We start from the raw sequence: 12,868 nt of genomic DNA, 5'->3' as shown, positions 1-12,868 counted from the left end.
CGGCATTCCTGGTCATCGTGTTCTGGAGGTCAGATGGTCGACTACAGCACGCCGAACGACGAAGCCATCAAGAGCCTGGGGCTGCTCGACCGTTTCGACGGCGACCGCTATCCGGGCTGGGCTTTCGACACCATGGTGCGGATGCGGGAGGACGCCGCAGACAACTTCATGGACAACGAGTACACCCTGTACGAGACCAGCATCTGGGTGTACTACCGGGACGAGATCCTCCCGCAGGACAAGTGGGAGAAGCTCGTCGAGAATCCGGCCCCCGATCCGGGGGACTACGATCCGCAGCGCCACTACACGGACAAGCCGCCCATCGACTTCGAGCCGCCGACGGGCGTGCACGGAAGGTCGGGCGACCGGGGCGAGGTCGTCATCAGCTCGGCGGCCATCGAATACTTCTGCCGGCAGATAGAGAGCATCACCGAGGACGGCTCGCTCAGCCAGGCGGTGCGGAAACTGTCGGCGCTGGACATCAAACCGGGCACCTTCGGTCACGCCGTCGCCCTGCGGGAGGTGATCACCGGACCCAGCGGTTCCACCACCAACTACGGCCTCAAGGGCGACACCATCGGGTTCCTCAACGCGGTCGACCAGGCGCTCGTCGGCCTCGCCAGGAACCTGCGCGCGATGCTGCGGGAATACGAGAGCGCCGAGGAACTCAACAAGTTGACCGCCGCCACGTTCGACAACGCCATGCGGGACACCTGGTCCAAGATCGGCATGTTCAAGGACTACGGCAACAGCAGCTCGGGCGTGCCGGGCGGCTCGACCGGTGGCGACGGCGACGACGAGGGCGCCCCCGCCCAGCCGTAGGGGAGAGCCGGCTGTCGCCAGCCGGTCGTACTTCAGATGGATCGAGGATGAACCGTGGCGGACAACAACTCCGACCCCGATGCCGACTGGAAGCGTCCGAACATCGATCCGGACGCCGTCTTCGGCAGCACGGCGGCCACCGCCAAGGACCTCAACGACTACTTCGACTGGGCCAACAGCGACCCGCCGCAGTGGAAGAAGCTGAAGGCATCGGTCGTCGGGGTGTCGGCCACCGCCCTCTCCGGGGCGGAGAAGACGGCGATCGCCACTGGCATCGTCGACGCCCAGTCCCTCGCCGACGCCTATGGCGCCTTCCAGTACGCGTACGAGTTGTTGTCCTGGCTGGAGTCGTTCATCTACGACCAGGCGCACGCGATCGCGGGCGAGGACCGGGCGTGGGCGGGAGTGGCCGCCGAGGCGTTCCTCGCCAAGATGCAGCTGTTCGCCGACTACCTCGGGGCCAACGCCGAACGGATCGCCGGCGGGGGCGGCAGCGGGGGCGTCGGATCGGTCCCCGACCAGCTCTGGAACAGCGCCAACTACCTCGCCTGGGCGCAGAACGCCATGGAGACGATCGACGTCGGCTGGGCGGAGATCGCCAAGGCGAACGGCGCGGGGGTGACCGACACCGGGCTCGTCGCGATCAGCTCCACCGAGTACGTCAAGCCGATGACCGCCCAGATGTTCGAGGTGGTGGACACGCTCGCCGGTCAGTACCAGCTCACGTACGGCCGGGTGGTCCCCCCGACCCCGAGCCAGAGCTTCCAGACGACGCCGCCGACGACCACGACCAGGCCCACGACGACGCCGCCATCCACCACCACGACGAAGCCGCCGCCGACGACCACGACGAAGCCGCCGCCCACCACCACGACGAAGCCGCCGCCGACGACCACGAAGCCGCCGCCCACGAAGCCGCCGACCGTCACGCCGCCGCCCACCACGACCAAGCCGCCGCCGACGACCACGAAGCCGCCGGTCACGCCGCCGGTGACGAAGCCGTCGTTGACGTCCCCGGTGGTGACGCCGCCGGTGACGAAGCCGTCGTTGACGTCCCCGGTGGTGACGCCGCCGGTGACGAAGCCGTCGTTGACGTCCCCGGTGGTGACGCCGCCGCCGACGAGGCCGCCGTTGTCGACGTCCGCGCCCGTGGTGACGCCGCCCGCGACGAGGCCGCCGTCGAGATCCCCGGTCGTGACGCCGCCGCCGACGAAGCCGTCGTTGACGTCTCCGGTGGTGACGCCGCCGGTGACGTCCCCTCCGGTGGTCACGCCGCCGCCGACGAAGCCGCCGACGCCCCTGCCGGTCGGCTCCCCGCGACCGCCCGGCGGCACGCCGCCGGTGACCACGCCCCCGCCGCGCGTGGACCGGCCCGGCGGCACGTCGCCGCCGACCGGCACGCCGCCGCCCCGCGGCGGCGGTGTGCCCGGAGGCCAGGACGGCGGCGGGCTCCCGGGCTTCGAGACGCCGGACGTCGACGCTCCGCCGACGGTCGGCCCGCCCGGCGTGGACGGGCCCGGTGGGCTCGCCCCGCCGGCGCTCGGCGGCGTGGATCCGCCCGACGCGACCGGCGGCGGCAGGCCGGACGGCACCTCCGGGGCGCCCCCGTTCCTGCCGCCGCCGTCGGGTGCGCCCGGTGGCGCGGGGGGCGGCGCGCCCGAGCGTCCGGACGCGTCCGGCCTGGTCGAGGGGGAGCCGCAGACGTGGCAGCCTCCGGTGCCGGACGGCGTCGACGCGCCGGACGCCCCGCAGGGCGCGCCGCCCGGGGGATCCGGCCTGCCGCCGGTGCTGCCGCCGGCCGCACCGGCCGATCCCGACGAGCGTGCCGCACCGGAGCGGCCGGACGCCGCCGAACTGCTCGACCCCGAACCGGACTGGCACCAGGACCTGCCGGTGCCGGTGCCGCTGCCCGTGCCGTCGCGGGCCGCCGGCCCGCAGCGTGCCCCCGAGCCGCGGCGTGAGCCCGGCCCGAAGGGCACCCCCGAGCCGCAGGGTGCCCCCGGCCCGGAGCGCGCCGGCGACCCACCGGGCGGCCCCGCCGCGCCGGTGCGGCCGGTGTGGGCGGCAGCGCCGGTCGGTTCGGTGCCCGGGCCCGGGGAGCGGGAGAGGGCCGAGCGGCCCGAGGCCGCCGAGCTGTTGACCGAGGCCCCGACGAGCTGGGCCGCCGCCGACGACGCGCCGGCTGAGGACCGGGTGCCGGTGGTACGCCCGACCGGCGAGCCCGAGGACACCAGCGCCTGGGACGCGCCGGGCGAACGATGGTGGCTGGCCGGCGCGGACCTGCCGGCTGCCGACCCGAACCGGGCGGACCGGAGGACGGATGGGTAGCCGGCCGGAACCGGTGCGCACCTGGCGGTGGGACCGGCGGGGCGCCCCGCTCGCCGAGGAACAGCCGCCCCGCTGCGGCGGGCCGGACTACACCGCGGCCCAGCGGGCCGAGCTGCGCGCCCGGGCCGAGGCGGAGCGGCGGGCCCGCGCCGAGGCGGAGGCCGGGGAGCGCGCCCGCGCCGCGCGCGCCCGCGCCGGACGTCGGCCCGCCACCGGCCCGGCCGACGCCGCCGACGACCCCATGGGCGAGGAGCCGGCGAAGGGCACCGAGAAGGACACGCGGTACGCGGTCACGCTGCTGCGGGAGGACGACGCCTGGGGCGGCGGATGAGCAGCCGGATCCGAGGAGGGCGCACGTGAACACGATCACCGTCAAGCGGCCGCCGCGTGCCGCCGGGCCGGAGGCCCCGGACGGGGAGGTCGAGCTCCAGGAGCCCCCGCTGATGGCGGAGGAGGCCCCGCTGGACTTCCGGTCGTTCGCCATGATGGTCCCGATGGGCCTGGGCATGGGCGGCATGATGATGATGTTCGGCCTGTTCAACCGGACCCCCATCCTGTATGTGATGGGCGGCGCGATGGCCGCCGGGATGCTGTTCATGGGCCTGGTCCAGATCGGCCGGGCCGCCGCCGACCGCAAGCGCAAGATGCGCGGCGAACGGCGGGACTTCCTGCGCTACGTCACCCAGCTCCGCAGGCAGGCCCGCAAGGCCGCCAACCAGCACCGCCAGGCCGTGCTGTGGGACAACCCCCAGCCGGAGACGCTCTGGTCGGTGGCGATGAGCAGCCGCCTCTGGGAGCGCCGCCCGAGCCACGACGACTTCGGCAAGGTGCGGATCGGCCTCGGCCGGCAGAACGCGATGATGCGGTTCCTGCCACCGACCACCAAACCGATCGAGGACCTCGAACCCCTCTCGTCGATCTCCCTGCGCCGCTTCTCCGAGGCGTACCGCACGGTGTCGGGCGTGCCGATCGCCGTCGGCCTGCGCGCCTTCACCAGCGTCGAGTTCGAGGGCGAGAGCGGCCCGGCGGCCGAACTGGCGCGGGCGATGCTCGCCCAGCTCGCCACGTTCCACGCTCCCGACGAGCTGCGGATCGCGGTGCTGGCCGCCGAGGAGCACCGCGCCGAATGGGACTGGATCAAGTGGCTGCCGCACAACGCGCACCCCACCGCGCACGACGCCGCCGGCCCGGCGCGGCTCTTCGCCGCCGGCCACGACGAGCTGATGGACCTGCTCGGGCAGGAGGTGATCGATCGCGGGGACCACGACCAGACGGCCCGGCCCAGCTCGGCCGAGCCGTTCGTCGTCATCCTGGCGCACCTGGTGCGGCTTCCGGACAGCTCCCGGCTGTACGGGGCGGGGCTGCGCAACGTCGTGCTGCTCGACCTGACCGGGGCCCTGCCCGGCGGGCCGAGGGTGCTCCGGCTCGACGTGCGGGACACCGAGGTCGTCTTCCCCGCCGGCGACGAGACGCGGTCGGCCGAGCGCGACGGTCTCGGCGTGGTGCCGGCCGAGGCGCTGGCCCGCGTCATCGCGCCGAAGCGGACCAGCGGCACCCTCGAAGCGGTCGAGAAGCCGCTGGAGTCGAGCTTCGACCTGACCACCCTGCTCGGCATCCGCGACGCGCACACCTTCGACGTGCAGGCGTCGTGGCGCGGCCGGCAGCCGCAACGTTCCCGGCTCGCCGTGCCGATCGGGGTCACCGCCGACGGCGAGGTCATCGAGCTCGACCTGAAGGAGTCCGCCCAGGGCGGCATGGGCCCGCACGGGCTGCTCATCGGCGCCACCGGCTCGGGCAAGAGCGAGCTGCTGCGTACCCTGGTCTGCGCGCTCGCCGCCACCCACTCCTCCGAGATCCTCAACCTCGTCCTGGTGGACTTCAAGGGCGGCGCGACGTTCCTCGGCATGGAACGCCTGCCACACACCTCGGCGGTCATCACCAACCTGGCCGACGAGCTGCCCCTGGTCGACCGGATGCAGGACGCGCTCAACGGCGAGCTGACGCGGCGGCAGGAGGTGCTGCGGGCCAGCGGCCACGCGTCGCTGTTCGACTACGAGAAGGCCCGCGCGGCGGGCGCCCCGCTCGTGCCGTTCCCGGTGCTGCTCGTCGTCGTCGACGAGTTCAGCGAGCTGCTGTCCAGCAAGAGCGAGTTCATGGACCTCTTCGTCTCCATCGGCCGGTTGGGCCGCAGCCTCGGCGTCCACCTGCTGCTCGCCTCGCAGCGGCTCGACGAGGGCCGGATCAACCGGGTCGAGGGACACCTGTCCTACCGGCTGGCCCTGCGGACGTTCTCCACCATGGAGTCCCGCGCCGTCATCGGCGTCGGCTCCGCCTACGAGCTGCCGTCCGAGCCGGGCAACGGCTACCTGAAGGTCGACACCAGCAACCTGGTCCGGTTCAAGTCGGCGTACGTGTCCGGCCCGTACACCGGCGGGCGGCCGGCCGTGGACGAGCCCGGCCGGCAGGCACGGGAGCCCGCCGACGTCGTCCTGTTCGGCACCCGGCAGGTCCGCGTCCGGCACGACCCGGCGCGGACGGACGCCCCGGCGGCCGGGCCGGCGGACGGGGCGGGACCCGACGAGGAGGCCACCGGTCCCAGCCTCGTCGACGTCCTCGTCGGCCGGCTGGCGGGGTCGGGCCCGCCGGCCCGCCAGGTGTGGCTGCCGCCGCTGTCCGACCCGCCGAGCCTGGACACGCTGCTGCCCAGCGTCGTTCCCGACCCGGCGCGGGGCGCGACCGTCGGGGACCCGGCGCTGCGTGGACGCCTGCGGGTGCCGGTCGGGATCGTCGACCGGCCGCAGGACCAGCTCCGCGAGCTGTTCGTCGCGGACCTGTCCGGCGCCGACGGGCACGTCGGCGTCGCCGGTGCGCCGCAGAGCGGCAAGTCGACCCTGCTGCGCACCCTGATCCTGTCGCTGGCGGTGACCCACACCCCCGAGGAGGTGCAGATCTACGGCCTGGACTTCAGCGGCGGCGGTCTCGCGGCGGTGGCCGGGCTGCCGCACGTCGGCTCCGTCGCGACCCGGCTGGAACGCGACCGGGTGGTCCGCACCGTCGAGGAGGTCCGGCAGGTCCTGGAGCGGCGGGAGGCCGAGTTCGTCGAGCGGGGCATCGACTCGGTAGCCACGTACCTGGCGCACCGGGCGGCGGGCGCGATCGACGATCCGTTCGGGCACGTGTTCCTCGTCGTCGACGGCTGGTACACCGTGAAACAGGACTACCCCGACCTGGAGCAGCGGATCGGCGAGCTCGCCTCCCGTGGCCTGTCGTTCGGCATCCACCTCGTCGTCACCGCGACCCGCTGGTCGGAGCTGCGCACCTGGCTGCGGGACCTGCTGGGCACGAAGGTCGAGCTGCGCCTCGGCGACTCGATGGAGTCGGAGGTGGGCTCGCGCAAGGCGGCCACCGTGCCGAACCAGCCGGGGCGCGGCATCACCGCGGACGGCCTGCACTTCCTGACCGCGCTGCCCCGGATGGACGGCAGCTCGGCGGTCGACGACCTGGCGGAGGCCACCAAGGCGGTGACCGAGGAGATCCGGGTGTTCTGGCCGGGTCGCCTCGCCCCCGAGGTGCGGCTGCTGCCCACCCGGCTGCCCGCCGCCCAGCTGCCGCCGCCGGAGCCCGAGTTCAGGGTGTGCGTGGGCCGCGACGAGCAGCGCCTCGCCCCGGTGTGGCACGACTTCCTGACCACCCCCCACCTGCTGGTGTTCGGCGACGCCGAGACCGGGAAGTCCAACGCGCTGCGCCTGGTGCTGGACGCGGTCCGCCGCCGCTACCGTCCGGACGAGGCGAAGGTCGTGCTGGGCGACACCCGGCGGGACCTGGACACCGCCCTGCCGGCCGAGTACCAGGTCGGCACCGGCCTCACCGGCGACAAGCTGTTCGAGCTGGCCGGCCAGGCGGCGGTGTCGATGAGCCGCCGCATCCCGGGCCCGGACGTCTCGTCGGAGCGGATGCGCCGGCGGGACTGGTGGCAGGGCCCGGAGCTGTTCGTCGTCGTCGACGACTACGACCTGATGACCAGGGGCGTCGGCGTCGGCTCGGCCCTCGACCCGCTGCTGCCGCTGCTGGCCCAGGGCGCCTACATCGGCCTGCACCTGATCGTCGCCCGGAGCACGTCCGGGGCGATGCGGGCGATGATGGACCCGGTCATCCGCCGGCTGTGGGAGCTCGGCAGCCCCGCCCTGTTGTTCTCCTACCCCAAGGAGGAGGGCCGGTTCCTCGGCGAGGCCGCGCCGCGGCAGTTGCCGGCCGGCCGCGCCCAACTGGTGACCCGGCGCGGCGTACGCCTGGTCCAGACCGGCTTCGTGACCACCGGGAGATGACGTGAGCAGCACACTGGACAACGACCTGTGCCGGATCAGCGTGACCGGCCCCCGGCGGAAGGTGGACCTGGCCGTGCCGTCGGGCACCCCGGTCGCGACGCTGCTGCCGATCCTGTTGCGGCACACGGCGACGGCGGGCCCACCCGCTGCGGGCGCGTCCGGCGAGACCGGGTGGGTGTTGCAGCGGGTCGGTGAGGCCCCGTTCGACCTGGCGGGCACGCCGGAGAGCCTCGACTGGCTGGAGGGCGAGGAGCTCGTGCTGCGCCCGGCCGAGGACCCGCTGCCGGAGCTGGACTTCGACGACCTGGCCGACGGGATCGCCACCAGCGTCAACCGCCGCGCCGACCGCTGGCAGCCGCACCACCGCCGCCGGCTCTTCCTCGCGCTCGCCGCCGTGGCGCTCGGCGTGCTCGGGTACGCGTCGGTGGCGCGCGGACCGCTGCCGGCCCAGGTGGGCGGCACCGCCGTGCTGGCCGTCGGGTGCGGCGCCGCCGCCCTGCGGATCGCCAGGCGGATGGCCGACGCGGCGCTGTCGCTGGTGTTCGCCGTGGCGTCCACGGCGTTCGCGGCGCTGGCCGCCGCCGCGGCCGTCGACGGCGCGCCGGAGCGGATCGCGGTCACGCCGGAGGCCGGCAGCGCCGCCGCGGTCGCCGCCACCGCCGTGGCCGTGCTGTTGATCCTCGCCCAGCGTACGGTCGCCCCCGCGCTGCCGCTCGCCCCGTTCCTCGTGGTGATCGTCGCCGCGCTGGTCGTGGTCTGCGTCATCTCGCTGCACGCCACGATGGGCATGAGCGCCGAGCGGGCCGCGGCGGTGGCGGCCACGGCGGTGGTCGTCGCCGTGGTGCTGGCGCCCAGGGCGGCGATCCGGATGTCCGGGCTGCGGGGGCCGCAGCTGCCCAAGACGGGCGCCGACATGAGCGTCGACATCGAGCCTGCGCCCTCGGACGAGGTACGGGACCGCACCTACCTGGCCGACACCTACCTGACCGTGACGATGGTCGTCGCGGCGCTGCTGCTGCCGGTGCTGCTCCTGTTCGTCATGGCGGCCCCGGGCTGGGTCGGCTGGACCCTCGTGACGGTCCTGGCCGCTGCGGTCCTGCTGCGGGCCCGGACGTTCACGGGCCTGTGGCAGCGGGTGGCACTGGTGGCCGCCGGAGGATCCGGGCTGCTGTTGGTGGTCACGATGTTCGCCGCGCGGGCGACGCCGGTGGCGCGGCTGGGGCTGCTCGTCGCGCTGGCCTGCCTCGTCGTGGCGCTGGTGTTCGCGGCGATCCGGCCGTGGCCCCGCCGGATGCTCCCGATCTGGGAGTACCTGGCGACGTTCCTCGACGTCACGACCGGGCTGGCGGTGCTTCCGTTGCTGACGCACGTCCTGGGCGGCTACGCCTGGGCCCGGGGCCTGTTCGGCTAGGGGCGGGGATGCAGACCCAGCGGGACCACGTCCACGCGTACCAGTTCATGATGGACCGCCTCAGCTGCGCCCTCGTGCTCGGCGACCCCGGCACGGCGGTCTTCCCGGCCCGGCGGGCCCTGACCGGTCTCGGCTTCGGCATCCTGATCGCGGTGCTCGTCGCGGCCGGGTTCGGCGTCTACGGCTGGATCGTCCCGGGCGGCAGCGCGGCCTTCCGGGAGAAGGGCGCGATCCTCGTCGAGAAGGAGTCCGGCACGCGGTACGTCTACCTCGACGGGGTGCTGCACCCCACCCCGAACCTGGCCTCGGCGATGCTGTTGCAGGGCGGTCAGGCGAAGGTCAAGCTGATCTCCCGCAACTCGCTGCGGGACGTCCCGCGCGGCCCGGCCCTGGGGATCGCGGACGCCCCGCAGCTCGTGCCGTCGCCGGCCGAGCTGACCACCGGTCCGTGGCTGGCCTGCCTGCCCGGCTCGGTCGTCGACGCCCCGGGCGAGTCCCTCGGCGTCAACCTCGACCCACGCGCGGTCGCGGAGCCGCTGCCCGCCGGGCGGTTCCTGCTGGTGCGGGGGCCGGACGGAGCGCGGTTCCTGATCCACGCCGGCGCGAAGCACCGGGTGCTCGACGACGCGGTCCCGGTCGCGCTCGGCGCGCTCGACGCCCGACCCGTCCGGGCGCCGCAGCGGTGGCTCGACTGGCTCCCGGACGGCCCGGCGCTGCGGGCGGCCGTCATCGCGGGGGCCGGCGCGGCGGGCCCGCGGGTCGGTGGCCGCAGCCGCCCGATCGGCAGCCTGTACCGGCAGGAGTTGGCCTCCGGCGAGCGGCGCTACTTCGTGCTGCGCGCCGACGGCCTCGCCCCGGTGAACCGCACCGAGGCCCTGTTCCTGGAGGCGGGGTCGGCCGGGGCCGCGGTCGAGCTGGACACCGCCACGCTGGCCGCGGCCCCCAGGTCGGCGGACCGCTCGCTGCTGTCCCGGCTGCCCGACCTGTCGGCGGCCGGGTGGCAGGACCCGGGCGGCCGGGTGCTGTGCCTACGGCAGCAGCCCGCCTCGGCCGGCACGTACGCCAGCACGGTCGTCCTGGCCCCGCGCGAGCAGTCCGCGATCGACGCCCGCGGGCGGGGCTTCGTGCACGCCCGACCCGCCTCCGGCATGCTCGTCGCCGCCGCACCGGGCGACGGGACGGGCCCGGCCGAGATGGCCCTGATCTGCGACGGCGGCGTCGTGTTCCCGCTCGCCGACGCGCAGGCGGTGGCGGCGCTCGGACTCGGCGGACGACCGCCCGTCCCGTTTCCCCGCGAGCTGTTGGCGGCGTTGCCGCAGGGTCCCCGGCTGAGCCGGGCCGCGGCGGCGCAGCAGATCACCCGACAACCCGGAGGAGACGAGCGTGCAGGCTGAGGTCAGGGCCGTGCTGGACCGCGCCGAGCGGCTGCGGCAGCGGATGGCCAGCGCACAGGAGGAGCTGGCCCGCACGTCGGTGACGGGCCGGGCCGGCGGGGGACTGGTGACGGTGACCCTGTCCGGGCTGGGGGAGCTGCGGCAGGTGCACGTCGACGCGGCGGTGTTCGCCGAGGGCGACGCCCGCCGCCTGGAGGAGCTGTTCGTGGCGGCGGTGCGGGACGGGGCGGAGTCGGTCCGCCGCCTCGCGTCGGCCAGGATGGGGCCGATCGAGTTCATGTCCGTCTTCTGAGCGGCCCGGCGGGCCGGGGTCAGCCGGCCCCCGGCCCGCCGCCCGTGAGGTTCTCCGGCAGCGGCTTGGTGTGCAGGACGACCAGCTCCGCGACGGCCCGGGTGAGGGCGACGTAGAGGCGGCTCATCCCGCGGGGCTCGGCGGCGACGATGTCGGCCGGCTCCACCAGCACCACGCGGTCGTACTCCAGGCCCTTGACCTGGCTGACCGGGACGGCGTCCAGGGCGGCGGCGAGGTGGTCGGGGGCGACGACCGTGCCCGTCTCGCCGGCGACCGCCTCGGCCAGGTCGTCGACCCGGCGGATCTCCAGGCTGCCGCCGGGCCGGAAGGACCGGGTCGGCGCGATCCCCGGCGCGAGGGCGCGGGCGGCGAAATCGGCGATGACCTGCGGCACCCGGTAGCCGGTGGGCAGGTCGAGCGTCCGGGCCCCGCGCTTGCCCAGCCGCCGCACCAGATCCTCCCAGGAACCGGCGGCCAACGGGTGGGTGGCCTGGCCGAGGTCGCCCACGATGGTCATCGAGGCGTGCGCGGCGCGGCGGGCGATCATCCGGCACTCCATCGGCGACAGGTCCTGCGCCTCGTCGAGGATGACGTGCAGGTAGGCGTCGTCGACGGGATCCTCGGTCTCGGCCACCGGCAGCGGCTCGGCCAGCACCGGCACGAAGCCCTCCTCGCCGTACGGGTCGAAGCCGTCGACCCAGCTCACCACCTGGTGGCCCTCGCGCAGGATGATCGCGGCGGCCCAGCGCTGCGCCGCCCAGTAGCCGTTGTGGTCGATGGACTGGCCGGACAGCGCCATCGGCGTGGCCAGGCCGGGGGCGAAGAGCTGCCAGCCGTCGTTGAGGCTCCAGCTCAGCACGAATGTCTCGGCGAGGCGTGCGCCGCTGTGCAGCTCACGAAGCTGCCACTCGGGCCTGGCCCGGGTCGGCTCCGGCGGCCTGCCCAGGATCTCGGCCAGCTCGTCGAGCAGCGGCACGTCGTCGACGGACCACTGCCCGTCCTGCGCGGGCAGGACGTCCTGCGGGGTCAGCGGCGGCCACCAGGCGTTCAGGAAGGCGTCCGGCGCCTCCCCGCCGCCCAGCAGCTCCGTGAGCACCCGCGCGGCCTCGCCCCGCGCGCCGTTGACGGTGACGCCCCTGGCCTCGCACCTGCGCCGGATCTCGACGCGGGCCTTCGCCAGGTCGTCGGCGGTGAGGCCGCGCAGGTGGTCCGGCGCGTTCGGCGGGGTGTCCCAGGCCAGGTCGGCCAGCACCCGCACCATCTTCAGGTCGCCCTTGGCGCGGGCCACGGCGGCGGGGTCCCGCCGGGTGGCGACGACGCCGTCGAACAGCTCACCGATCGCGCGCAGGTGGACGCTGTCCTCGCCGAGCCCGGGCAGCACCTTCCCGATGTACTCCGTGAACACCGTCGACGGGCCGACCACCAGCACCCGCCCGTCGGTGTACCTGCCCCGGTCGGTGTAGAGCAGGTAGGCCGCTCGGTGCAGGGCCACCTGCGTCTTGCCGGTGCCCGGGCCGCCGGTGATCACGGTGACGCCGTGCGCGGGCGCGCGGATCGCCTCGTCCTGCTCGCGTTGGATCGTCGCGACGATGTCGCGCATGTGTGCGCCGCGCGCCCTGGTCAGCGACGTGAGCAGGGCTCCCTCGCCGACCACGCCGTCGACCTCGCGCGTGGTGAGGACCTCGTCGTCGAGGCCGACGACCCGGGGGCCCGCGCAGGTGATGACGCGGCGGCGTGCCACGCCGAGCGGCTCGCCCGGGGTGGCGCGGTAGAACGGCGCCGCGGCGGGCGCGCGCCAGTCGACCACGAGCGGCTCCCGGTCCTCGTCGCGCACGCCGAGCCGGCCGATGCGGTAGGTGTAGCCGTCGTCGAAGTCCAGCCGGCCGAAGACGACGCCCTCCTCCTGGCCGTCGAGCTCCGCCAGCCTGGCGGCGGCGCGCAGGACCATGGCGTCGCGCTCGACCAGGCCGGTGACCGGCCCGGAGCCGGCGCGGCGGTGTCCCTCCGCGTCCAGTTGCCTCGTCTGCTCTCGCATGACCTCCAGGCGCGCGTACACCCGGTCGACCACCTGCTGTTCGACGGCGATCTGCTGCGCTGCTTCCGACACGGTGCCACCGTTCCCTGCGTGCGTCTGCCCCCGCGGGCCCTGGCCGAGCCCTTCGACGCGGGCCGGGTCGACAGGCGCGCGGGGCCGCGTCCCGCGCGCCCGGACGGGCGCGCGGCCGGGTCGAGACTATGCGTCGGTCGGGGACGGAAGATCGGCATCCCGGACGATTCGGGCGGCTTGACCGGCCCA

General features: G+C 74.8%; 8 protein-coding genes. 7 read left to right on the top strand and 1 reads right to left on the bottom strand.

Going from position 1 to position 12,868, the window contains the following annotated elements; genetic code table 11:
* Window positions 1-33: 33 nt before the first annotated feature.
* Genes ACFYWL_RS23435 through ACFYWL_RS23405 form a run of 7 tightly spaced genes read left to right on the top strand, consistent with a single transcriptional unit; the run spans window position 34 to window position 10,572 of the window.
* The gene (locus tag ACFYWL_RS23435) at window positions 34-822 is read left to right on the top strand and encodes a hypothetical protein (RefSeq protein WP_386976198.1); all 789 of its coding nucleotides are present in this window, start codon (window positions 34-36) and stop codon (window positions 820-822) included.
* Between the two features lie 54 nt (window positions 823-876).
* Window positions 877-3,150, top strand: coding sequence for a hypothetical protein (locus ACFYWL_RS23430; RefSeq protein WP_386976195.1), 2,274 nt, complete (start codon window positions 877-879; stop codon window positions 3,148-3,150).
* Entirely contained in the window at window positions 3,143-3,481 is a 339-nt protein-coding gene (locus ACFYWL_RS23425; protein WP_386976192.1) for a hypothetical protein, read from the top strand. The genes ACFYWL_RS23430 and ACFYWL_RS23425 overlap by 8 nt, the downstream gene beginning before the upstream one ends.
* A 25-nt stretch (window positions 3,482-3,506) precedes the next feature.
* Complete coding sequence (eccCa, locus tag ACFYWL_RS23420; RefSeq protein ID WP_386976189.1) at window positions 3,507-7,475, top strand: type VII secretion protein EccCa; 3,969 nt, start codon at window positions 3,507-3,509, stop codon at window positions 7,473-7,475.
* A 1-nt stretch (window position 7,476) separates the two neighbouring features.
* Window positions 7,477-8,886: a type VII secretion integral membrane protein EccD gene (gene eccD / locus ACFYWL_RS23415; RefSeq protein WP_386976186.1), complete on the top strand. Its 1,410-nt coding sequence runs from the start codon at window positions 7,477-7,479 to the stop codon at window positions 8,884-8,886.
* Between the two features lie 8 nt (window positions 8,887-8,894).
* A complete protein-coding gene (gene eccB / locus ACFYWL_RS23410) occupies window positions 8,895-10,280 on the top strand; it encodes a type VII secretion protein EccB (RefSeq protein WP_386976183.1) in 1,386 nt (461 codons plus the stop codon).
* Entirely contained in the window at window positions 10,270-10,572 is a 303-nt protein-coding gene (locus ACFYWL_RS23405) for a YbaB/EbfC family nucleoid-associated protein (protein WP_386976180.1), read from the top strand. The genes eccB and ACFYWL_RS23405 overlap by 11 nt, the downstream gene beginning before the upstream one ends.
* A gap of 19 nt (window positions 10,573-10,591) precedes the next feature.
* Here the strand turns inward: ACFYWL_RS23405 and ACFYWL_RS23400 are convergent, their stop codons facing one another.
* A complete protein-coding gene (locus tag ACFYWL_RS23400; protein ID WP_386976177.1) occupies window positions 10,592-12,679 on the bottom strand; it encodes a HelD family protein in 2,088 nt (695 codons plus the stop codon).
* Window positions 12,680-12,868 lie beyond the last annotated feature (189 nt).

This window comes from Micromonospora sp. NPDC002575, from assembly GCF_042889525.1.
Classification (GTDB): Bacteria; Actinomycetota; Actinomycetes; order Mycobacteriales; family Micromonosporaceae; genus Micromonospora; species Micromonospora carbonacea.
This window is presented reverse-complemented; position numbering and strand designations above follow the sequence as displayed.